Source organism: Promicromonospora sp. NPDC090134, from assembly GCF_044746965.1.
Classification (GTDB): domain Bacteria; phylum Actinomycetota; class Actinomycetes; order Actinomycetales; family Cellulomonadaceae; genus Promicromonospora.
The window spans coordinates 228,797-249,189 of the sequence record NZ_JBIVCZ010000006.1 but is presented as its reverse complement, the minus strand read 5'-3'; the positions used below and the strand labels follow the sequence as shown (position 1 = coordinate 249,189).

The following is a 20,393-nucleotide window of genomic DNA, read 5'->3' as shown; positions in this document are numbered from 1 at the left end:
GGGACGTGCCGCTGCCTGCGCGGGTGACCCCATGCTCGCCGCGGCGTCCCCGGCCGGGCTCCCCCAGAACGGGTGAGGTGCGCGACGGCGGGGCGCTCGACCGCGCGCCGTCAGAGCGCGGACAACATCAGGGACACGGCGAAGCCGATCGCCACCAGCGAGCCGGTCGCCACGCCCTCCACCTTGTACGACTCGGGCAGCAGGGTGTTCGAGACCATCGCGAGCAGCGCGCCGGCGGCGAACCCCTGGGCGGCCGCCCCCGTACGCCCGGTGGCCGGGTCGAGGAGCAGGAAGCCGAGCGCGGCGCTCACCGCGGAGACCAGCACGACGACGGACCACATCCACAGCACCCGCGACCGCGCCCAGCCCGTGGCGCGCAGCCCGCTGGAGGACGACAGGCCCTCCGGGAAGTTGCTCAGGACGATGCCCGCCAGCAGGGCGACGCTGACGTCGCCCTGGAGCACCGTCAGACCCAGCACGAACGACTCCGGGACGCCGTCAAGGACCGAGCCGAAGACGATGGCGAGCGGGTTCCCGTCCGCCTGGGCCCCGTCCGCGTCCTTGCGCCCGCCGCCGCCCTTGCGCCCCAGCCACCAGTCCCCCACGGTGAACGTGGCGGCGCCCAGCAGCGTGAGCAGCCCCACGAGGCCGACCGACGCGGTCTTGACCGCCTCGTCGACCAGCTCGAAGGCGACCGACCCGATGAGCAGGCCGGCGCCGAGCGCCATGACGACGGCGATGAACCGGCGGCTCGGCGCCCCGGCGTAGGCGACGAGGGCGCCGACGACCAGCGCCGCCGCACCGACCGCGCCCCACAGCGCCGCTACGAGCATCGGGCCCGGCCCACCTGGAGGTCCATGGGCTCGAAGGTAACGGCAGGTCCTGCCCGCCGCCCCCGGGGGCGGCGGGCAGCGCGTCACTCGTACCGCAGCGAGGAGATCGGGTCCTGCCGGGCGGCGCGCAGGGCGGGCAGCGTGCCGGCGACGAACGCGATGGCCATGACCCCCAGCACCACGGCGGCGACCGTCACCGGGTCGAACGCGATGAGGGTGAGCCCCGGGAGGTTGGCCAGGAGGTCCCCGGAGATTCCGCCCACGAGCTGCCCGACGCCGATCGCCGCGAGCACACCCAGGGCGCTGCCGACCAGGCCGATGACCACCGCCTCGATGCTGAACAGGGCGAAGACGCGCGGGCTGGAGAGCCCCATCGCCTTCATGAGCCCCACCTCGCGGGTGCGCTCCTGGACCGCCATGAAGAGGGTGTTGACGATGCCGATGGCGGCCGCGACCAGCGCGATCACCGCGAACCCGTTGAGCACGAGCACGATGGCGTCGATCACGGAGGTGATCGTGCCGAGCTGGTCCTCCAGGGTGGAGGCGGTGTAGCCCGCGTCCTCCAGCCGGTCCTTGAGGGCCTGCGTCGCCTCGTCGCCCGCCGCGGCGTCGAACGAGACCGACGCCTGGGCGTACCGCGTGGTCTCCGCCTCCGGCGCCCCCGTGGTCTGCAGGTCGTAGAGCGTCTCGGCGAGCGTGTCGTTGGGGATCGCCCCGGCCATGCTGATCACGCCGGGCTCGGCGATGCCGACGACGTCCGCCTCCGTTGTCACCTGCGTGCCGGTGCCGTCGGTGACGGCCAGCACGACGGTCTGCCCGACGGCGTCGGCCGCGCCGCCCAGGCCCAGCGGCTCCAGGTAGCTCTCGGGCAGGACCACCTGGGGGTCGGCGGCGTCGAGGTCGACCTGGGTGCCGGACGCGAGCTCGACCTTCATCCCCGGCACGAACTGGGAGATCGAGAGCTGGAGCTTGTCGCCGCCGTCGTGCTGGACGTAGTCGGTGGTGACCTCCTTGACCGGCTCGACGGACAGCACGCCGTCGATGCCGGCGATCGTGTCGATGTCGTCGTCGGTCAGGGCGGTCGCCGTCGCCCCGGGCGGACCCTCGACGGCGATCTGGTCGGGGTCGTACTCGGCGGGACCGCCGTCGGCCGGGGCGTCCTCGTTCGTCGCGGTGACGGTCATGACGTCGTCGACGCCCACCGACGCCACCGTGTCGTCGATGTACCGGTTGATGCCGGTGCCCAGGCCGTTGGTCACCGACAGCGTGAACGCGCCGATGAAGATCGCCAGGACGGTCAGGCTGGTCCGCAACCGGGACCGGAACGCGTTGCGGAACGCCGTGGTGACGACGTCGAGCGCCCTCATGCCGCCACCTCCGCGTGCGCGGCCACGCGGCCGTCGCGGACGTGGATGCTGCGGTCGCAGCGGGAGGCGAGCTCCTCGTCGTGCGTGACGACCACCAGGTTGATGCCCTGGCGCCGGTTCAGGTCGAAGAGGATGTCCTCCACGACGGCGCCCGTGGCGGTGTCCAGGTTCCCGGTCGGCTCGTCGGCGAAGATCACGCGCGGCTCGTTGATCAGCGCCCGGGCGATGACCACGCGCTGCTTCTGCCCGCCGGACAGGTCGTTGGCCCGGTTGCCCGCCTTGTCGTCGAGCTCGAGCTGGGCCAGCGCCGCCATGCCGCGGGCGGTGCGCTCGCGGCGCGGCACCCCGGCGATCTTGAGCGGGAGCGTCACGTTGTCCAGCACGCCGGCCTGGGCGTTGAGGAAGAACTGCTGGAAGACGAACCCGAAGGCGCTGTTGCGGGTGTGGTTGAGCTGCCGCGCGGACAGCCGCGACGTGTCGGCGCCGTCCAGGGTGATGGTGCCGGAGGTGGGCCGGTCGAGCAGGGCGAGCAGGTGCATCAGGGTCGACTTGCCCGAGCCGCTCTTGCCGACGATCGCCAGGGACTCGCCCGGGGCGATGTCCAGGTCGAGACCCTTGAGCGCCTCGAAGGCGCCGGGGCCGGACCCGTAGGTCTTGCGCAGGTTGCTGACGGAGATCAGTGGGGAGGCCACGGCGGCCGCCTCTCTCGTGGTGCCGGAGGTGTTGACGTGACCGACTCTGGTCCACCACGGGCGCGCGCGAATCGTCCCAGCGATGACTCCTGTGTACCCCCCTGGTAGTACATGGGGTCGCCGGCCCGCTCGCCCGGGACGGTGGAGGGCTACTCCCAGACGGCGATGCTGCGGCGCACGGGCACGGTCCCGTCGTCCGCGGCGAACAGCTCGGGCGAGCGCTGCCGGGTCTTCTCGATGTCGTCGAAGACGGCACGCAGGTGCGCCCGGAGGCTGTCGCGGGCGCCGGAGATGTCACCGGCGACCACGGCGTCGAGGATGGCATGGTGCTCGTCCACGAAGCGGCCGACACCGTTGGTCTCGTGCAGGCCGAGGCGGCGCGCGCGGTCGAGGTGCCCCTTGGCCGCGACGACCGTCGACCAGGCCCTGCCGTGCCCGCTCAGCCGCAGCAGGCCGTGGTGGAACGCCTCGTCGAGCGCGAAGAACCGCTCGATGTCGAGCCCGGGCTCGCGCTGCTGCTCCAGGTTGGCCCGGAGCTCCGCGAGCAGGTCGGGGTCGAGGGTCCCGGGGATGTCGTCGAAGGCGGCCAGCTCGACCGCCTCGCGGAGGAACTGCGCGTCGGCGACCCGCTCGGCGTCGACCCGGGAGACGAAGGACCCGACCTTGGGGAAGACCCGGACCAGGCCCTCCTCGCCGAGCAGGATCAGGCTCTCGCGCACCGGCGTGCGGCTCACGCCGAGGGACGCGGCCAGCTCGTTCTCCGACAGGGAGGCGCCCGGAGCGAGCTCCAGCGTGAGCACCTTGCGCCGCAGCGTCTCGTAGACGACGCTCCGGTTCGATCGGGTCGAGGCTTGCCCCATGCCCGGAGTCTAGACGAGACGGCGCCCGATCCCGCGCCACCGACGGTTGACACAGACTTGTGGACGCTGCTTACATACAAGGCCTGCCACACATCGGCCGTCGCGGCCGTGCGGACAACGACGTCAGTCACAGAAGTCAAGGAGCACCTCCCATGGCGGACACCGCTATGACCTCACCGGGCGACACCTCATCGGGGAACACCTCACCGGGCAGCTCGCCGGGCAACGCAGTCACCCGGTCCACCAAGGACCTCACCCGGGCCGCCGTGTCCGGCTGGCTCGGCACGGCCATGGAGTTCATGGACTTCCAGCTCTACTCGCTGGCGGCCGCGATCGTCTTCAACCAGATCTTCTTCCCCGGGGTCAGCCCCGCCATCGCGCTGATCGCCGCGATGGCCACCTACGGCGTCGGGTACGTGGCGCGGCTCGCGGGCGCCGTCTACTTCGGCCGCATGGGCGACCGGATCGGACGCCGCAAGGTGCTGTTCCTGACCATCGCGCTCATGGGCGTCTCGACCACGCTGATCGGCGTGCTGCCGACCTACCAGATGATCGGGATCGCCGCGCCGATCCTCCTGGTCGCGCTGCGGCTGATCCAGGGCTTCGGCGCCGGCGCCGAGATCGCGGGCGCCACCGTGATGCTGGCCGAGTACGCGCCCGTCAAGCGGCGCGGCCTGGTCGCCTCGCTGGTCTCGCTCGGCACCAACTCCGGCACCCTGGCGGCCTCCGCCCTGTGGGCCCTGCTGCTGGTCGTGCTCAGCGAGGAGCAGCTCCTGTCCTGGGGCTGGCGCCTGCCGTTCCTGCTCAGCTTCGTGCTGATGATCTTCGCCGTCTGGATCCGCCGGAACGTCAAGGAGAGCCCCGTCTTCGAGGCCCGCCCCGACGTCGTCGACGGCGTGGCCCTGACCCGCGCCGAGGTCAAGGAGGCCGAGGCCGCACCCGTGCTGGAGGCCGCCCTGGCGCAGCGCAAGGGCAAGGCGTTCTTCCTGACCCTGGCCCTGCGGTTCGGCCAGGCGGGCAACTCCGGCCTGGTGCAGACCTTCCTGGTGGGCTACATCGCCACCAGCCTCGCCATGGACCGGGCCCTGCCCACCGAGGCCATCATGTGGGGCTCCATCGCGGGCTTCGTGACCGTGCCCCTGGTCGGCATGCTGGGCGACCGGTTCGGCCGGCGCGCCATCTACACCGCGCTGTCCCTGCTGACCATCGCGTTCGCGTTCCCGATGATGCTGCTCATCACGAGCGGCAGCACCGCCGCGCTCCTGTTCGGCATGATCGCCGGCCTCAACCTCGGCGTGCTGGGCCTGTTCGCCCTGGAGAGCGTGACGATGGCCGAGCTGTTCGGCGCCCGCACCCGGTTCACGCAGCTCGCCCTGTCCAAGGAGATCGGCGGCATCCTCGCCACCGCGATCGGGCCGGTCATCGCCGCGTCGCTGACCGCGGCGACCGGGAGCTGGTGGCCCATCGCGGCGATGCTCGTCGTCTACTCGACGATCACCCTGGTGGCGGCGCGCCTCTCCCCCGAGACCCAGGGCCGCGACCTGGTCCAGCTCGAGGACGCGGCATGAGGGCCGTCGTCGTCCACGGCGCCGGCGACCTGCGGGTCGAGGAGCGCCCCGACCCCGTGGTGGGGCCCGGCGAGGTCGTCGTGGCCATGGAGTGGGGCGGCGTCTGCGGGTCCGACGTCGCCTACTGGAGGAACGGCGCCTCGGGCACCGCGGTGCTGCGCGACCCGCTGGTGCTGGGCCACGAGGTGGCCGGGCGCGTGGTCGCGAGCGGGCCCGGCGTGACCGGCTGGGCGCCGGGCACGCCGGTCACGGTGCACCCGGCGCAGGCCACTGCCGAGTCCGTGCTGCCCGAGCGGCTGGCCGGACGCACCAACCTGCACTCGCAGGTCCGGTACTTCGGGTCGGCCGCCTTCCACCCCCACACCGACGGCGGGTTCAGCGAGCTGCGGGCCGTCCCCGCGGCCCAGCTCCGCCGTCTGCCCGACGGCGTCGGCACCGAGCTGGGCGCGCTGGCCGAGCCGCTCGCCGTGGCGATGCACGCGGTACGCCGGGCCGGCGCCGTCACCGGGCGCGACGTGGTGGTCAACGGCGCGGGTCCCATCGGGTGCCTCGTCGTGGCCGCCGCGAAGCACGCCGGCGCCGCCTCCGTCACCGCGGCCGACGTCTCCGACGCCTCCCTGGCCGTGGCCAAGGAGCTCGGCGCCGACCACGTGCTCAACGTGGCGGACGGCGACGTGCTGCCGCCCGACAGCGAGCTCGTCTTCGAGGCGTCCGGCGCCCCGGCGGCGCTCGGCGGCGTGCTGCGGGCCACGGCCCGCGGCGGCACCCTCGTGCAGGTCGGCAACCTGCCCGGCACGGCGGCACCCGCCGCGCTCGGCGACCTCGTGACCCGCGAGATCACGTGGATCGGCGCCTACCGGTTCGTCGAGGAGATCGGCGACGCGCTCGACGCGCTCCGCGACGGGCTCGACGTGTCCGGTGTGATCACCCACCGGTTCGGCATCGAGGAGGCCGGCGCGGCGCTGGCCGCCGCCGCGGGCCGGGACAGCAGCAAGGTGATGATCCGGCTCGCGGACGGCTGAGCGTGCGCCGTCGGCGGGGCTGAGCAGCCGCCGGCGGCGGCGCTGTGGCATCGTGGCACCGCAACGCGACGTCGAGGCCTGAGGGGGAACGATGCGGGGTACGGATCTGCTGGTGGACGCGTTCGGCCGGATCAAGGAGACGGTGCGCGGCGCGGTCCGGGGACTGACCGCGGACGAGCTCGCCTTCCGGCCCGACGACGGGTCCAACTCCGTCGCGTGGCTCGTCTGGCACCTGACCCGGGTCCAGGACGACCACGTCGCCGACGCCGCCGGCACCAGCCAGATCTGGTCGGACGACGGCTGGGACCGCCGGTTCGGGCTGCCCTTCCCGGCGGAGGAGACCGGCTACCGGCACGACGCCGACCAGGTCGCCGCGGTCCGCGTCCCCTCCGGCGACCTGCTCACGGCGTACCACGACGCCGTGCACGACCGGACCGTGCGCTACCTGGGCACGCTGTCCGACGACGACCTCGACCGCGTCGTCGACACGCGGTGGGACCCGCCGGTCACGCTCGGTGTCCGGCTGGTCAGCGTCGTGAACGACGACCTGCAGCACGCGGGTCAGGCGTCGTACGTGCGCGGCCTCGTGCTGCGGCGGCGCTGAACCCCTCCCGCTCCTCCGGCGGCCGCTCAGGGATGATCCGCGGGGCGCGGGAGCGTCCCGTGCGCGATCAGCTGGTCGTAGATGCTCTCGAACGCGCTCGCGAGCTGCCGGGTCTGCGCGCCTGAGAGCGCGTCGAGGAAGACGGAGCGCACGAATGCGATGTGCCCCGGCGAGGCCCGGGCGAGCAGGGCACGGCCCTCAGCGGTGAGGGTGACGTCCTTCGCCCGGCGGTCCCGCACGTTCGGGGTGACCTCGACCAGCGTCCGGCGGGCCATGCGCAGCACCTGGTGGGACACCCGGCTCCGTTCGGCACCGATGCGCGTGGCCAGGTCGGAGACCGTCATCCTGCCGTCCTCCTCGCTGGTGAGCGCGACCAGGACGTCGTAGTCCGCCAGGGAGACGTCGGCGTCGGCCTGAAGCTGGTGGTTCATCTCGTACCGCAGGCGCAGGTGGACCTTCATGAAGGCGTACCAGGCGCGCACTTGATCGTCGTCGAGGAACGCGAGGGGCGACTCCGGGGGGACGTCGTACCGACCCATGCGGTTCAGCGGAACAGGACGGTGTAGACCTTCGCGAGGAGCCCGTCGCGGACGAAGCCCATGTCCGTGCCGCGGACCACTGGCGGCGCGCCCTCCGGCCCGAGCGCCCACGCCAGGTAGCCCAGGTCCTGCACCTGGTAGAAGTCCCCGTCCGGCCGGAACACGAACCCCGGCGCCCCGTCGAGGATCTCCCGCACCTTGGCGTCGAGCGCCTCGTGCCCCTCGACCTGGCCCTCCGCGTCGGCGAAGACCACGTCCTGGGTGTACGTCCGGCGGATCGCCTCCGCCCGGCGAGCGGCGTCGCGCTCGCCGAAGACCTCCAGCAGGTTGGCGCGCATCAGCTTCTCGAGACTCGGGTCCGACATGACACCCTCCAGATTTACGTGAAGTTTCACTCAAACTAGGTGCCCGCACGCCGCTCGTCAAGCCGATCGTGCGTTGACGCACATTCTGCGGTTCGTCGCGCGGCCGGTGCCCGACCTCGGTGGAATGGTCCCCGAACGGGAGGGGATCGGCCGGTATGACTGCCGCACGCGCGCTGCAGATCGACGACTGGGTGCTGCACCGGCCCAACGTCGTGCGTTCCGTCGCGGCGCGCGTACCCGGCATCGACGCCGAGGAGGCCACCAGCCGCGCCTTGGAGAAGATGGTCCGGATCGTCTCCACCGGCAGGACGATCGAGGACCCGGCCCCGTACTGGCGCAGGGCCGCGGTCAACGAGGCCATCTCCATGACCCGCGAGGCCGGCCGCGCCCGCCCGGTCGAGGACGACACCCTCGCGGCGCTGACACCCCCGGTCGCCGGTGCCGAGCTGGACGCGGAGCGCGAGGTGGACGTCTCGATGCTCCGCTCGGCGCTGTCCGACCTGGCCGACGACGACCGCAAGATCTTGCTGGACAGGCACGTCCGTGACCTGGCCGTCGCCGACATCGCCGGCGACCTCGGGGTGCGTCCGCACGCCGTGACCATGCGGCTGCGGCGGGCCGAGGAACGCCTCGCCGGCGCGTTCGCCGCCGCGCACGCCCAGGAGGTCAACGAACCCGAGTGCCGCACCACCCGTGCCGCCATGCACGACTACCTCAAGGAGCGGCTGCTCCCCCGGCGCCGTGCCCGGGTCGAGGCGCACATGGACGGCTGTGCCGAGTGCACGCGCGCGTTCATCGACGTGCGCGAGGTGTCCTGGATGCTCCGTGACCTGGGACAGCACCTCGTCGCCGGCGCCGCGGCCACGGGTGCGCTGGGTGCCGCGGTGGCCGGCGCGGCGGGGGCCGGCGCGGGGGCGGCAGGGGCCGCGGGCGCCCCGAAGCCGGCGTTCGGCAAGAAGGAGGCCGCGATCGTGGCCGGTGTGCTGGCCGCGCTCGCGATCGGCGGCGGTGCCGCGGCGATGGCGGCCAACCAGCCCGACGACCCCCCGGCCGCCGAGTCGGCCGCGAACCCGGGTGCGGGTGATGCCGGAGCAGGCGGCGCCGGGGGCGCCCGCTCCGGAAGCGGCTCCCCTGCCAGCGAGGGCGCGGACGTCGGCGGTGCGGACGGCAGCGGTGCGGATCCTGGCAGCGCCGACGGATCGAGCGAGGACCTTGCGAGCACGGTGTCGGGCTGGCTCACCGACCTCGGGATCCCCGTTGACACGTCCGGGGAGCCGGGCAACGCCGCGGGATCCGGCTCCCCCGACGGCACCGGCGACGCCCGGGACGGCACGTCCGACACGGGCGGCGGCGCGGACGGCGGTGACGGACCAAGCAGTGCCGACGGGTCGCGACCGGGCCTCGGCACCGAGATGACGAGCTGGTTCGCCCGGCTCGGGGTAGCGGGCGTCCCCGCGTTCCTGCTGCTCGTCTTCCTCCTGTGGCTCTGGGACCGCTGGTCCCGCACCGACGACTGAGCGTTGCCGGAGCAGGATCTCGTTCGGCTGGAGCCTGCGTTTGCGGGCTCAGCCGGATAGTTCAGGCTGGGTGAGCTGGACGGGGCCGGGCAACAGAGCAGACGAGAGAGCAAGGGGAAAGATGCGCATCGATCTGACCGGCAGGACCGCGCTGGTGACCGGCTCGACCCAGGGCATCGGACGGGCGATCGCCGCGACGCTCGCCGACGCGGGCGCCCGGGTGGCGATCAACGGACGCCGCCCCGACGGCGTCGTCGCCTCGATCGACGAGCTGCGGGAGGAGTCGGCGGACCGCGAGCTCGTCGCGGCGACCGGCGACGTCACCGACGCGGCGGGGGCCGCGCAGGTGCTCGCGGCCGTGGGCGACATCGACGTGCTGGTCAACAACCTGGGCATCTTCGGCAGCGTGCCGCCCCTGGAGATCGACGACGACCAGTGGCGCCGGTACTTCGAGGTCAACGTGCTGGCAGCCGTCCGCCTGATCCGCGAGACGCTGCCCGGCATGACGGCGCGCGGCTGGGGACGGGTGCTGAACATCGCCAGCGACTCGGCCATCGTGATCCCGGCCGAGATGATCCACTACGGCGTCTCGAAGACGGCGCTGCTGGGCGTCTCCCGCGGCTTCGCGAAGGAGGCGGCGGGCACCGGCGTGACGGTCAACTCCGTCATCGCCGGCCCCACCCACACCGGCGGCGTCGAGAACTTCGTCTACGAGCTCGTGGACGAGACCCTGCCCTGGGAGGAGGCGCAGCGGGTGTTCATGCGGCTGTACCGCCCGCAGTCCCTGCTCCAGCGGCTCATCGAGCCGGAGGAGATCGCGAACATGGTCGCCTACCTCAGCTCGCCGCTCGCCTCCGCGACCACGGGAGCCGCCGTCCGGGTGGACGGCGGCTACGTGGACTCGATCCTGCCCTGAGGTGCTGTCCCTGACGGGGGTCAGGCCCAGAGGAAGGGCACGACCATCGTCAGCAGCGTGACGACCGGGCCGATGATCACCATCGACAGGCCCCAGATGGTGAGGTTCCGGTTCACCGTCGGCCGATCGCGCTCCACCGTCGAGGCGACGATCGTCGCGCCGGTGGTGCCGAACGGCGCGCAGTCGACCAGCGAGGCGGAGATCGCCAGGGCGTAGATGAACCCGGTCGTCTCCAGGCCGCCGCCGGGCACGAGCAGCGGCACGGCGAGAGGGATGAGCGCACCGATGATGCCGATGGTCGACGCGAACGCCGAGACCAGGCCCGCCACGATGCACAGCACGAGCGCCGCGACGAGCGGCTCGCTGACCGACCGCGCGGCCTCGCCGAGCTGGTCGATCGCGCCGAGCCGCGTGAGCACCTCGACGTACGTGATGATGCCGCCGAGCAGCAGGATGGTGCTCCAGTCGATCCGCGAGATCCCGCGGCGTCCGACGCCGGGGTCCACGAGCGCGAGGATCACCGCGATGGTCAGCGCGACCACGCCGAGGTTGATGTCGACGTCGAGTGTGGTGAGCAGGAAGAACCCGCCGATCAGCACCAGGATCGAGACGATCACGAGCACCTGCATCGCCGTGATCTTCGCTGGTGCCTTGATCTCCGTGCGCTCCAGCGTGGCGACGCCGCCGCCGGAACCGCCCGCCGCGCCGCCGGACCCGCCGGCGCCACCGCCCGCGCCGCCGTCCGACGTCGAGCGGGCCAGCCGCGTGCGCTGGATCAGCTCGCGCCCGCCGAACAGGAAGAAGGCCGCGAGCACGACCAGGGCGTTGACGCCGACGGACAGACCGAACATCAGGCCTGCGTCGTAGGGGATGTCCGCGCTGGAGGCGACGGTCTGCACGGTGATGCCCACGATGCTGGTGGGCGCGAGCGCACCACCGACGATGGCGGAGCTCATCGCGATGCCCATCATGGTGGAGCTGATGCGGTGGGTCGCCGCCAGGCTCATGGCGATCGGCACCACGGCGAACGCGGCGTGCGACGTGCCGAGGCAGGCCACGCCGGTGGCGATGAGCCACAGGCCCCACGGCAGCAGCGCCACGCGGTCACCGATCAGCCCGAGCGAGCGGTCCACGAGCCAGTCGATGGTGCCGGTCTCGCGCGCGATGCCGAACAGGTAGGTGATGCCCACCAGGATGATCAGCGCGTCGACGGGGAACCCGCCGAGCACGTCGTCGAGCCCCTCCCCCACCACTCCGATGCCCACCACGAAGGCGGCCACCAGCGCGAGCGCGCCCATGTGGACGTTCCGCAGCGCGGAGATCCCGAAGACGAGCGCGAGCCCGATCAGGGCGACGATCTCGGCGGTCATGCCGTCAGCTCCTTGCGTGAGCGTGCGGCCTGCGTGCACGGGGCGAGAATCGTCATCGATCGTCTCCGTTCGTGGTGGTGCCGGTGGTCCCGGCGGTGGTGGTGTCGGCGGCGCCCGTGGTGTCGGCGGTGCCCGCCAGGTACGCGGCCAGCGCGGGCTCGTCGACCCCCTCGACGTCGGCCAGGCCGATCAGGGTGCCCGCGGCGACCGGACGCGCGAGGCGCGCGCCGTCGAGCAGGTAGTAAGGGGCGATGGCGTCGGGGGCGACACCCTCGGCCGGGTCGATCATCACGGGGGCGACCCCGGCGATCTCGTGGTGGTGGCCCTCGACGCGCAGCGTCGTGCCGGCCGCCAGGTCCTCGGCGGCGCGGGCGGCGAGCAGCGTGGTCCAGCGCGGCCGCAGGGCCGGCACCCGGTCCACGGCGGCGTGCACCGTGAGCGGCGTCTCGACGCCCATGTAGTGGTACGGCCAGTAGATGCAGGCGTACTTCCCGTCGCGGCTGATCACGTGGCCCTTGCCGCGCAGCAGCTCCCAGGTGACCGGGTCGCCGGTCCGCACCACGGCGAACACGCCCCCGGCGAAGCTCGCCTCGCCCGGCAGCCGGAGCGCCGAGAAGACGTCGACGACGCCGTCGTGCTCCAGGATGCCGCCGTCCTCGCGGGCGGCGTAGATGTCGGCGAGCTCCGCGATGCGGGCCACGGGGTAGTGCATAGCCTCGACGTCGGCGCTCGTGCCGGTGCGGGTGGCGACCACGGTCATCTCGCACGAGTCGGCGGCGGCGGCCCGCTTGAGGCCGCGGACGGCGTCGGCGCGGCGGGCCAGGGTGCCCGCGACGTCGTCGCCCAGCTCCAGCAGGTCGACCAGCGCCGGGGCGTCGACCGTGACGCCGGCCTGCGTGACGCGGCCGGTGGCGGGGTCGAGCTCCAGGTCGTACTCGCCGGACTTGCCGATCGCCACGATGTCGAGGCCCACGGCGCTCACCCAGTCGACCAGGCGCAGCAGGTTGGCGGGCTGGTCGCCGTCGCCGGGCAGGTAGCTGAGGCCCCTCGTGGCGGCGCGCGCACCGAGGTCGGCGCCCACGACGGTGTCGACCTCCTTGCTCACCATGACCACGTGCGTGCCGTGCTCCAGGGCCGCCGCGGCGTAGCCGAAGCCGGCCGCGACGCGGCCGCAGGCCTCGACCAGGACGTCGATGCCGGCCCAGTCCAGGGCGTCGGCCGAGGCCACCAGCACGATGCGGTCCTGCTCGACCAGGGCGGCCGTGGTGGCCGCGTCGGCCGACTCGGCGACATGCTCGGCCGGGTAGCCCAGCTCGTCGAGCATGCGGCGCACGCCGGCGACGTCGGGGTCGACCAGCACCGCCGGGCGGATCTCGGGCGTCAGCGCGAGCTGCGCCAGGAACGTGCGCCCGTAGCCGCCGTTCGCACCCGTCAGGGCGACGCGGAGCGGGGCTCGCGTCCGGGAGGCGTGATTGAGGATCACCGTTGTTCCGATCGTCGTGCACCCGCTCGGCGTTCGAGCGGGCTGGCGGCAACTGTGCCACAGTTTCTAACATCGTCCAACTTCGCATCAAATACTCACACGGTGTGAGAAGATCTGAGCATGCTCGGATCCATCGCCGACGACTTCACCGGCGCCACCGACCTCGCGACCATGCTGCGCACGTCCGGTCACCGCGTCTCCGTGGTGATCGAGGACGGCACGCTCTCGCCCGCCCAGCTCGCCGAGGTCGACGCCGTGGTGGTCGCGCTCAAGACGCGCACCGCGCCGCGCGCCGAGGCCGTCACCGCCTCGCTCGACGCGGTGACCCGCCTGCGCTCGTGGGGCGCCGACCGCTTCTACGTCAAGTACTGCTCCACGTTCGACTCGACCGACGAGGGCAACATCGGGCCGGTCCTCGACGCCGTGGCGGACGCCGTGGGCACGGACCGCGCCGTCGTCGCGCCGTCGCTGCCCGCCAACGGGCGCACGGTCTACCAGGGGCACCTCTTCGTGGGCACCGACCTGCTGGAGAACTCCTCGATGCAGCACCACCCGCTCACGCCCATGACCCGCTCGCGCGTCGCGGACCTGCTGCGGCCGCAGACGCCGCACGACGTCGGCGAGGTCGCCCTCGAAACCGTGCGCCAGGGGGCCGACGCCGTCCGGCGCGCCCTGGACACCTCGGCCGCCCGGTACACGGTGGTCGACGCGATCACCGACGACGACCTGGTGACCATCGGTGCGGCCACGGCCGGCGACGTCCTGGTCTCGGGCGGCTCGGGCCTGGCGCTCGGCATCCCCGGGCCGCGGCTCCCCGACGCCCTGTGGTCAGCTCCCGCGACGGGTCGCGGCGCCGTGCTGTGCGGCAGCGTGTCCGCGACGACGCTCGCCCAGATCGCCCACGCGGCGCAGACGCAGCCGGTGCGGCTGATCGACGTCGCGGCGGCGGTCGGCGACGAGCACGCCACGATCGCCGAGCTGGTCGCCTGGGTCGAGGAGCAGTCCCCGGACTCGCACCCGGTGGTATGCGCGGCGCGCGAACGTTCGGACGTGCGATCCCACCTCGACGGCGTCGAGGTGGCGCCGGTGGTCGAGCGGGTGCTCGCCGGAGTCGCCCGGCTGCTCGTGGAGCGCGGGCTCGTCACTGCCCTGATCGTCGCGGGGGGCGAGAGCAGCGGCGCCGTGGTGCGGGCGCTCGGCATGGGCGCGCTGCACATCGGGCCGGAGCTGGCCCCCGGCGTCTGCTGGGCGGCGGGCGCGGTGGACGACGCCGCTCCGGACGCCGGACGCGGCCGGACCGTGGCGCTCGCGCTCAAGAGCGGCAACTTCGGTGCCGAGGACCTGTTCACCCAGGCGTGGGAGGTGCTGGCATGAGCGGCGCGACCGGCCCCGTGGCCGCGCTGATCGAGGCCGGCCGTCAGCTCGTCGAGGCGGGCCTGAGCCCCGGCAGCAGCGGCAACGTGAGCGTCCGCGACGGCGACCGCATCCTGATCAGCGGCACGGGCACCTCGCTCGGCCGGCTGACGCCCGACGGGATCGCGGAGGTCTCGCTCGACGGCACGCATCTGGGCGGCGCGCGGTTCTCCAAGGAGACCCCGCTGCACACCGCCTTCTACCGCCGCGAGGACGGCTACCGCGCGGTGGTGCACGTGCACTCGCCGCACGCCGTGGCGCTGGCCTGCCTCGCGCCGTGGGCCGCCCACAACGCGGTGCCGCCGCTCACGCCCTACTTCGTGATGCGGGTGGGCCAGGCGCCCCTGCTCCCCTACCGCCATCCCGGCGACCCGGCGCTGGGCGACGACCTGCTGGCCGCGCCGTGGCCGCTGCGCGCCGCGCTGCTCGCCAACCACGGCGCCGTCGTCGCCGGGGCGAGCCTGGACGAGGCGGTCGACCGCGCCACGGAGCTGGAGGAGGCGTGCCGGATCGCGCTGCTCACGGCGGGTTCGGAGCGCCGCGAGCTGGCGCCCGGACGCATCCGCGAGCTGGCCGACCGGTGGGGCAGCCCATGGACTCCGGAACCCTAGACTGACGCGCAGGAGGCGATGATGGCGAAGACGACGGCGCTGATCCCGGAGCAGCGCAGGCAGCAGATCCTGCGGCACCTGCGTACGGAGCAGGTGCTCAGCTACCGGCAGATCACCGAGCTGCTCGGCATCAGCCAGATGACCGCGCGCCGGGACGTGGCGCTGCTCGCCGAGCAGGGCCGGGTGCGCGCGACGCAGGGCGGCGCCACCCTGGTGACCCGGCTGCTGAACGAGCCCCGGCGCGCCGAGAAGGCGGTGACCGGGCTCGCGCAGAAGACCGCGATCGCCCGCGCCGCGGCCGAGATGGTCACCGACTCGATGACGCTCTACCTCGACGCCGGCACCACGGTGCAGGCGATGCGCCCGTTCCTGGAGGAGCGCACCGGGCTCACCGTGGTCTCGAACGACCTCAGCACCGTGCTCGCGTTCCTCGACCACCCCAGCGTGGACCTCATCAGCGTGGGCGGGCGGGTGGACCCCGACAACCAGTCGACGATCGGGCGGCTCGCCGCCCTGACCCTGGCGGAGCTGTCGCTGGACATCGCGTTCCTGTCGTCGAGCTCGTGGGACGCGCGCCACGGCGTCACCACGCCGGTCGAGGCCAAGATCGAGGCGAAGCGCGCGGCCATGGCCTCGGCGACCACGACGGTGCTGCTCGCCGACAGCGGCAAGTTCGGGAGCTACGCCAAGTACCGGGTGCTGGCGCTGGACGAGCTCGACACGGTGGTCTGCGACCTGGCCCTCGACGACGCGGACGCCGAGCGGATCGAGGCCCTGGGCGTCGACGTCGTCCGGGCTCCACTCGCCTGACCCCGCCCGAGGTGACGCCGGGCCGGGCGCGGTAACCTGGCCGGATCGCTGTCAACACCTCCACGCCTGGGACCGCGGGCGAGCTGCTGACCCTCGCGGTCGGCGACCTGGTGCGCAAGATCCGCGACGACGTCCCCGCGGCGCTGGCCGACGAGCCCGACGCCGTGCACCGGCTGCGCACCTCGGTACGGCGCCTGCGCAACGTGCTGGCCGCGTTCCGCAGGTACCTCGACCGGGACGCCGCGGCCGAGCTCCGGTCCCGGCTCAAGGAGCTCGGCGACGTGCTGGGCAAGGCACGCGACCTGGAGGTCCGGGCGCAGCAGGCCGCCGCGGCGTCCGACGCCGCGGGCCTGGACGACGACACCCGCTCCGCGCTGGTCGACCCGCTGCGGGCGGCCCATCTGCACGCCCACGCGGAGGCGGTGCGCTGGATCCGGTCGGAGCGCAATCGCGACCTGGACCGGCGGCTGGCCGAGTGGGCGGCCCTGCCCCGGCTCGGCGACCGGGCGGCGCAGCAGGCCAGGAAGGCCGCCCGCCGGACCGTGCGGCGGCAGGCGGGGCGCACCCTCGACGCCGCGCCCCGGCTCGCGGACCCCGAGACCGCCCACGAGCTGCGCAAGGCGGCGCGGAGGCTGCGGCACACCTGCGACGCCGTCACCCGCGAGCCGGTCGGGCTGCTGGGCGGCAGGACCAAGGACCTGGGCGCCGTCGGCCACCGGATCCAGTCCGTGCTGGGCGACCACCGCGACGCGCTGCTCCTCGCCGAGCACGTCCGCGACCACGCCCGCTCGTACACGGACGACGCCCGCGCGTACGACGACGTCGTGGACCTGTGCCAGGGCCGCGCCCTGTCCGCCCTGGCGGACCTCCCGGCCACGCTGGGCGACCTGGAGCGCCGGGCCCGCCACTGACCAGGGGGCCGCAGGTGCTACGAGTCCCGGACCGCCGCCGCCAGCCGCTCCGCGAGCGTCGCGACCGCCGCCCGCAGCTCCGGGCCGTCCTCGACCCGGAAGGCGAACGGCACGCTCGCCAGCCACTCCTGCGCGTACATCGCGGGGTTGCGGGTGGTGCCGGTCAGCACGCACCGCTCCTCACCCGCCGCCTCGAGGCGACCCATCTGCGCGCCGACCCAGGGCGCGACGTCGGCGAGCGGGGCGTCGAACACGACGCGCGTGGTGAACTGCCAGCCGGTGCCGAGGTGCTCCTCCAGCGCCGCGACGGGGTCGAGGTCGGCGGGCGGCTCGGAGGGCCGGTCGGTGTGCTCGACGGCGAGCACACGGTCCACGCGGTACGTGCGGACGGCGTCGGCCCGGTGCGAGTGGCACAGCAGGTACCAGCGCCCGTAGCGCACGACGACGGCCCAGGGGTCCACCTCGGCGACCCACTCGCTGCCGGACTCGCCGCGGTAGGTGACCAGCACGCGCCGTCGGGCGGCGACGGCGGCGACGAGCTCGCTGGTCACGGCCGTGTCGGGGCGGGCCGCGTACCGGTCCGGGGCAGCCGAGGCGTGCTCGCGCAGGGTGGCGGCCTGCCGGCCGACGTCCTCGGGCAGCGCGCGGATGACCTTGCCGAGCGCGGTGTCAACGAGGTCGTCGGCCTCCGGATGGCTGTCGAGCACCGCCATGACCAGGCCGAGCGCCTCGGTCTGCGTGAACGTGACCGGCGGGAGCCGGGTACCGCGCCCGAGGCGGTAGCCGCCGTGCGGCCCCCGGGTCGAGGTGACGGGGATGTCCGCCTCGCGGAGGATCTCGACGTACCGGCGGGCGGCCCGCTCCGTGACACCCAGCCGCGCGCCGAGCTCCTCCGCCGTCGTGCCCGGGCGGGTCTGCAGGATCTCCAGGGCGCGCAGCGCGCGGGCGGTGGGGCTGGTCTCGGACGGCACCCCTGCAGGCTATGCCGTCAGCGCACGACGTCGAAGATCTGCTTCTGGATGCCGTTCTTGTACGCCTCGTGCTCGACCAGCCGGAGCTTCTGCGCGGGCTTGTCGGTGTCGCTGAACAGCGGCTTGCCCTGGCCCAGGAGCACCGGGAAGACGAGCAGGTGGTAGGAGTCGACGAGCCCCGCGTCGGCGAGCGCCCGGGTCAGCGACACGCTGCCGTGCACCTGGATCTCGCCGCCGTCGGTCTCCTTGAGCCGGGCGACGTCGTCCAGCGAGCGCAGGATGGTGGTCTCGCCCCAGTTGTCGGTCAGGTCCGCGTCGGTGAGGGTCGTGGAGACGACGTACTTGGGCAGCTCGTTGTAGCGCGTGAACTCGGCCATGTCCGGCCAGACCGGCGCGAACATCTGGTAGCTGGTGCGCCCGAGCAGCAGCGCCCCGGCCTCCTCCTGCTCCCGGCCCTTGAGCTCGTAGGCCTCGGGGACCATGTCGACCGTCTTGAAGGTCCACGCGGTGTCGTGCAGCTCGGGGTCGCCCCCGGTGGGGTCGACCTTGCCGTCGAGCGAGACGAAGTGCGTGGCGACGATGGTGCGCATGGGGTGGATCTCCTGTCGTGGTCGCCGCGCGGTGCGGCGTGCTGCGGGCTTTTCTCTGGGGATGGACGGGAGGGTCACGGCAAAGTCATCGGTGCCGCGCAGGATTTTTGATCCGGTAGCAGATCGTCCGGAACCGGTCCTACCGTTGGTGGGGTCGGCAGCGCGCCGCAGTTCGGATCAGCACGACTACGGGAGACGAGAATCATGGACATCCTGCTCATCGGTGGCCTCTGGCTCGACGGTTCGGCGTGGGACGACGTCGTCCCGCAGATCGAGTCGCTGGGGCACCGGCCGGTGCCCGTCACGCTACCCGGCCAGGGCGACGGGCGTACGGACGCGACGCTGGACGACCAGGTCGCGACCGTGCTCGCGGCCGTGGACGCGGCGTCCGGCAGGCCGCTCGTCGTGGGGCACTCCGCGGCGTGCACCCTGGCCTGGCTGGCCGCCGACGCGCGGCCGGATGCCGTGGCCGGCGTCGTGCTGATCGGCGGCTTCCCGTGGGACGACGGCAAGCCCTACGCCGACCTGTTCGAGGTCGTCGACGGCGCCATGGCGTTCCCCGGCTGGGAGCCGTTCGAGGGGCCCGACTCGGCGGACCTCTCCGAGGCGGCACGGAGCGACTTCACGGCCCGGGCAGTGCCCGTCCCCGAGGGGGTCGCCCGCGGCGTGGTGCACCTGAGCGACGAGCGCCGGTTCGACGTGCCCGTGGTGGTCGTGTGCCCCGAGTTCACGCCCGCCCAGGCGCAGGAGTGGATCGACTCCGGCGACGTGCCCGAGCTCGCGCGCGCCAAGCACGTCGACCTGGTCGACCTCGACTCGGGCCACTGGCCCATGTTCACGCGGCCGGCGGAGCTCGCCCGGATCCTGGCGGACGCGGCCGCGGCGGTGTGACGGCGGCGGTCGCGGCGTGGGCGGGACGACGGCGGCCCGGCGCCCTCACGGCGCGGTGACGAGCTCCTGCGGGAGCACCACCGCGTCGACGAGGGCGCCGTTGCGCCACACCGTCACCTCCGTGCGCCGCCCGATCGCGTCACCCACCATGAGGCGCTGCACGGCCGTGGTCGTCACGACGGTCGCGCCGTCGATCGCCACGAGGAGGTCGCCGCGCCGGATCCCCGCCAGGTCGGCCGGGGACCGCGCGATGACCTGCGCCACCTGCATGCCGGTCCGGGAGCCGACCCGTTCCGCGACCGGCTCGGGCAGCACCACCTGCGCCCCGGCGATGCCCAGCCACGCGCGCCGCACCCGGCCGTCCCGGACGAGGGTGTCGATGATCGCCCGGGTCGTGGTGTTGACGGGCACCGCGAGGCCCAGGCCGATGCCCGCGACGGCGGTGCTGACGCCCGCGAGGCGCCCGGCCGTGTCCGCGAGCGCACCCCCGCTGTTGCCGGGGTTGAGCGCGGCGTCGGTCTGCACCACCTCGTCGATGATCCGGCCTGCCCCGGTCGGCAGGGAGCGGCCGAGCGCGGACACGATCCCCGCGGTGACGCTGCCGGCCAGCCCGAGGGGGTTGCCGACGGCGACGACGAGCTGACCGACCCGCAGGGCGGCGGCGTCCCCGAGGGTCAGGGCGGGCGGCAGGTCGTCGTCCGCCCGGAGCACCGCGAGGTCGGAGAGCGGGTCCCGGCCGATCACCCGCGCGGCGACCTCCGAGCCGTCGGAGAAGGCGGCGCGGACGTCGGTGGCCGACTCGACGACGTGCGCGCTCGTGAGCAGCAGCCGGTCGCCCGGGATGACCGAGGCGCTCCCGGCCCCGGCCCCGCGCGCCGTCCGCACCGAGAGCGCCGCGACCGACGGCAGGACGGCGTCGACCACGCGCACGATCGACGCCGAGTAGGCGTCCAGTGCCTCCTGATCGTCCATAGGTCCCATCACACACCGCGCGGCGGCGGTCCGGGAGGGGATTCGCCAGGGGCAGACAAGACGTTCACGTCTCGGCCGGTCACATCCG

Annotated in this window: 21 protein-coding genes; 10 read left to right on the top strand and 11 right to left on the bottom strand. The window is 73.6% G+C overall.

The window, feature by feature from the left end; all coding sequences use genetic code 11:
* Positions 1-110 precede the first annotated feature (110 nt).
* From ACIPN7_RS17955 to ACIPN7_RS17940, 4 genes are all read right to left on the bottom strand, one after another.
* Positions 111-833: a ZIP family metal transporter gene (locus ACIPN7_RS17955; protein ID WP_400545049.1), complete on the bottom strand. Its 723-nt coding sequence runs from the start codon at positions 831-833 to the stop codon at positions 111-113.
* Between the two features lie 83 nt (positions 834-916).
* On the bottom strand, positions 917-2,200 hold the full coding sequence (locus tag ACIPN7_RS17950; RefSeq protein WP_400545046.1) for an ABC transporter permease: 1,284 nt from the start codon (positions 2,198-2,200) through the stop codon (positions 917-919).
* Positions 2,197-2,892 (bottom strand): ABC transporter ATP-binding protein, encoded by a 696-nt coding sequence (locus ACIPN7_RS17945; protein WP_400545043.1) that lies wholly within the window; start codon positions 2,890-2,892, stop codon positions 2,197-2,199. The genes ACIPN7_RS17950 and ACIPN7_RS17945 overlap by 4 nt, the downstream gene beginning before the upstream one ends.
* 149 nt (positions 2,893-3,041) lie before the next feature.
* Positions 3,042-3,752, bottom strand: a complete 711-nt coding sequence (locus tag ACIPN7_RS17940; RefSeq protein WP_400545040.1) for a GntR family transcriptional regulator — start codon at positions 3,750-3,752, stop codon at positions 3,042-3,044.
* Between the two features lie 290 nt (positions 3,753-4,042).
* On the opposite strand from ACIPN7_RS17940, the gene ACIPN7_RS17935 reads away from it, so the two are divergent.
* The 3 genes from ACIPN7_RS17935 to ACIPN7_RS17925 all read left to right on the top strand — a co-directional run bounded on the left by ACIPN7_RS17935 (position 4,043) and on the right by ACIPN7_RS17925 (position 6,946).
* Complete coding sequence (locus tag ACIPN7_RS17935; RefSeq protein WP_400545551.1) at positions 4,043-5,320, top strand: MFS transporter; 1,278 nt, start codon at positions 4,043-4,045, stop codon at positions 5,318-5,320.
* Complete coding sequence (locus ACIPN7_RS17930) at positions 5,317-6,342, top strand: L-idonate 5-dehydrogenase (RefSeq protein WP_400545037.1); 1,026 nt, start codon at positions 5,317-5,319, stop codon at positions 6,340-6,342. Before ACIPN7_RS17935 ends, ACIPN7_RS17930 begins: the two co-directional genes overlap by 4 nt.
* A 91-nt stretch (positions 6,343-6,433) precedes the next feature.
* Positions 6,434-6,946: a DinB family protein gene (locus ACIPN7_RS17925; protein ID WP_400545034.1), complete on the top strand. Its 513-nt coding sequence runs from the start codon at positions 6,434-6,436 to the stop codon at positions 6,944-6,946.
* A 26-nt stretch (positions 6,947-6,972) separates the two neighbouring features.
* On the opposite strand, the gene ACIPN7_RS17920 is transcribed toward ACIPN7_RS17925, so the two are convergent.
* Together ACIPN7_RS17920 and ACIPN7_RS17915 are read right to left on the bottom strand one after the other, a co-directional pair.
* Positions 6,973-7,485: a MarR family winged helix-turn-helix transcriptional regulator gene (locus tag ACIPN7_RS17920; protein WP_400545031.1), complete on the bottom strand. Its 513-nt coding sequence runs from the start codon at positions 7,483-7,485 to the stop codon at positions 6,973-6,975.
* Between the two features lie 5 nt (positions 7,486-7,490).
* Positions 7,491-7,850 (bottom strand): nuclear transport factor 2 family protein, encoded by a 360-nt coding sequence (locus tag ACIPN7_RS17915; RefSeq protein WP_400545028.1) that lies wholly within the window; start codon positions 7,848-7,850, stop codon positions 7,491-7,493.
* A 155-nt stretch (positions 7,851-8,005) separates the two neighbouring features.
* Between ACIPN7_RS17915 and ACIPN7_RS17910 the strand changes: the two genes are divergently transcribed.
* Both ACIPN7_RS17910 and ACIPN7_RS17905 read left to right on the top strand, forming a co-directional pair.
* Entirely contained in the window at positions 8,006-9,367 is a 1,362-nt protein-coding gene (locus tag ACIPN7_RS17910; protein ID WP_400545025.1) for a zf-HC2 domain-containing protein, read from the top strand.
* A 121-nt stretch (positions 9,368-9,488) separates the two neighbouring features.
* Positions 9,489-10,283: an SDR family NAD(P)-dependent oxidoreductase gene (locus tag ACIPN7_RS17905; protein ID WP_400545022.1), complete on the top strand. Its 795-nt coding sequence runs from the start codon at positions 9,489-9,491 to the stop codon at positions 10,281-10,283.
* A 20-nt stretch (positions 10,284-10,303) separates the two neighbouring features.
* On the opposite strand, the gene ACIPN7_RS17900 is transcribed toward ACIPN7_RS17905, so the two are convergent.
* Both ACIPN7_RS17900 and ACIPN7_RS17895 read right to left on the bottom strand, forming a co-directional pair.
* Entirely contained in the window at positions 10,304-11,653 is a 1,350-nt protein-coding gene (locus ACIPN7_RS17900) for an SLC13 family permease (RefSeq protein WP_400545019.1), read from the bottom strand.
* A 52-nt stretch (positions 11,654-11,705) separates the two neighbouring features.
* The gene (locus tag ACIPN7_RS17895) at positions 11,706-13,136 is read right to left on the bottom strand and encodes a homoserine dehydrogenase (RefSeq protein ID WP_400545016.1); all 1,431 of its coding nucleotides are present in this window, start codon (positions 13,134-13,136) and stop codon (positions 11,706-11,708) included.
* 120 nt (positions 13,137-13,256) lie between these two features.
* Between ACIPN7_RS17895 and otnK the strand changes: the two genes are divergently transcribed.
* The 4 genes from otnK (at position 13,257) to ACIPN7_RS17875 (ending at position 16,881) form a co-directional block, all read left to right on the top strand.
* A complete protein-coding gene (gene otnK / locus ACIPN7_RS17890; protein WP_400545013.1) occupies positions 13,257-14,510 on the top strand; it encodes a 3-oxo-tetronate kinase in 1,254 nt (417 codons plus the stop codon).
* A complete protein-coding gene (locus tag ACIPN7_RS17885; protein ID WP_400545010.1) occupies positions 14,507-15,160 on the top strand; it encodes a class II aldolase/adducin family protein in 654 nt (217 codons plus the stop codon). Before otnK ends, ACIPN7_RS17885 begins: the two co-directional genes overlap by 4 nt.
* A gap of 21 nt (positions 15,161-15,181) precedes the next feature.
* A complete protein-coding gene (locus ACIPN7_RS17880; RefSeq protein ID WP_400545007.1) occupies positions 15,182-15,970 on the top strand; it encodes a DeoR/GlpR family DNA-binding transcription regulator in 789 nt (262 codons plus the stop codon).
* 110 nt (positions 15,971-16,080) lie between these two features.
* Positions 16,081-16,881, top strand: a complete 801-nt coding sequence (locus ACIPN7_RS17875) for a CHAD domain-containing protein (protein WP_400545004.1) — start codon at positions 16,081-16,083, stop codon at positions 16,879-16,881.
* Positions 16,882-16,898: 17 nt separating this feature from the next.
* Here ACIPN7_RS17875 and ACIPN7_RS17870 read toward each other — a convergent pair whose 3' ends face one another.
* Entirely contained in the window at positions 16,899-17,852 is a 954-nt protein-coding gene (locus tag ACIPN7_RS17870) for a helix-turn-helix transcriptional regulator (RefSeq protein WP_400545001.1), read from the bottom strand.
* A 17-nt stretch (positions 17,853-17,869) separates the two neighbouring features.
* Positions 17,870-18,442 (bottom strand): dihydrofolate reductase family protein, encoded by a 573-nt coding sequence (locus ACIPN7_RS17865; protein WP_400544998.1) that lies wholly within the window; start codon positions 18,440-18,442, stop codon positions 17,870-17,872.
* A gap of 204 nt (positions 18,443-18,646) precedes the next feature.
* On the opposite strand from ACIPN7_RS17865, the gene ACIPN7_RS17860 reads away from it, so the two are divergent.
* On the top strand, positions 18,647-19,333 hold the full coding sequence (locus ACIPN7_RS17860; protein WP_400544995.1) for an alpha/beta fold hydrolase: 687 nt from the start codon (positions 18,647-18,649) through the stop codon (positions 19,331-19,333).
* A 45-nt stretch (positions 19,334-19,378) separates the two neighbouring features.
* Here ACIPN7_RS17860 and ACIPN7_RS17855 read toward each other — a convergent pair whose 3' ends face one another.
* On the bottom strand, positions 19,379-20,305 hold the full coding sequence (locus tag ACIPN7_RS17855) for a S1C family serine protease (RefSeq protein WP_400544992.1): 927 nt from the start codon (positions 20,303-20,305) through the stop codon (positions 19,379-19,381).
* Positions 20,306-20,393: the final 88 nt, after the last annotated feature.

Bases quoted from the DNA above. Each gene is read 5' to 3' on its own strand.
- ACIPN7_RS17855 (WP_400544992.1), bottom strand. From the start codon at position 20,305: ATGGACGATCAGGAGGCACTGGACGCCTACTCGGCGTCGATCGTGCGC.
- ACIPN7_RS17905 (WP_400545022.1), top strand. From the start codon at position 9,489: ATGCGCATCGATCTGACCGGCAGGACCGCGCTGGTGACCGGCTCGACC.
- ACIPN7_RS17930 (WP_400545037.1), top strand. From the start codon at position 5,317: ATGAGGGCCGTCGTCGTCCACGGCGCCGGCGACCTGCGGGTCGAGGAG.
- ACIPN7_RS17925 (WP_400545034.1), top strand. From the start codon at position 6,434: ATGCGGGGTACGGATCTGCTGGTGGACGCGTTCGGCCGGATCAAGGAG.
- ACIPN7_RS17915 (WP_400545028.1), bottom strand. From the start codon at position 7,850: ATGTCGGACCCGAGTCTCGAGAAGCTGATGCGCGCCAACCTGCTGGAG.
- ACIPN7_RS17900 (WP_400545019.1), bottom strand. From the start codon at position 11,653: ATGACCGCCGAGATCGTCGCCCTGATCGGGCTCGCGCTCGTCTTCGGG.
- ACIPN7_RS17920 (WP_400545031.1), bottom strand. From the start codon at position 7,485: ATGGGTCGGTACGACGTCCCCCCGGAGTCGCCCCTCGCGTTCCTCGAC.
- ACIPN7_RS17910 (WP_400545025.1), top strand. From the start codon at position 8,006: ATGACTGCCGCACGCGCGCTGCAGATCGACGACTGGGTGCTGCACCGG.
- otnK (WP_400545013.1), top strand. From the start codon at position 13,257: ATGCTCGGATCCATCGCCGACGACTTCACCGGCGCCACCGACCTCGCG.
- ACIPN7_RS17940 (WP_400545040.1), bottom strand. From the start codon at position 3,752: ATGGGGCAAGCCTCGACCCGATCGAACCGGAGCGTCGTCTACGAGACG.
- ACIPN7_RS17860 (WP_400544995.1), top strand. From the start codon at position 18,647: ATGGACATCCTGCTCATCGGTGGCCTCTGGCTCGACGGTTCGGCGTGG.
- ACIPN7_RS17935 (WP_400545551.1), top strand. From the start codon at position 4,043: ATGGAGTTCATGGACTTCCAGCTCTACTCGCTGGCGGCCGCGATCGTC.
- ACIPN7_RS17880 (WP_400545007.1), top strand. From the start codon at position 15,182: ATGGCGAAGACGACGGCGCTGATCCCGGAGCAGCGCAGGCAGCAGATC.
- ACIPN7_RS17885 (WP_400545010.1), top strand. From the start codon at position 14,507: ATGAGCGGCGCGACCGGCCCCGTGGCCGCGCTGATCGAGGCCGGCCGT.
- ACIPN7_RS17865 (WP_400544998.1), bottom strand. From the start codon at position 18,442: ATGCGCACCATCGTCGCCACGCACTTCGTCTCGCTCGACGGCAAGGTC.
- ACIPN7_RS17955 (WP_400545049.1), bottom strand. From the start codon at position 833: ATGCTCGTAGCGGCGCTGTGGGGCGCGGTCGGTGCGGCGGCGCTGGTC.
- ACIPN7_RS17950 (WP_400545046.1), bottom strand. From the start codon at position 2,200: ATGAGGGCGCTCGACGTCGTCACCACGGCGTTCCGCAACGCGTTCCGG.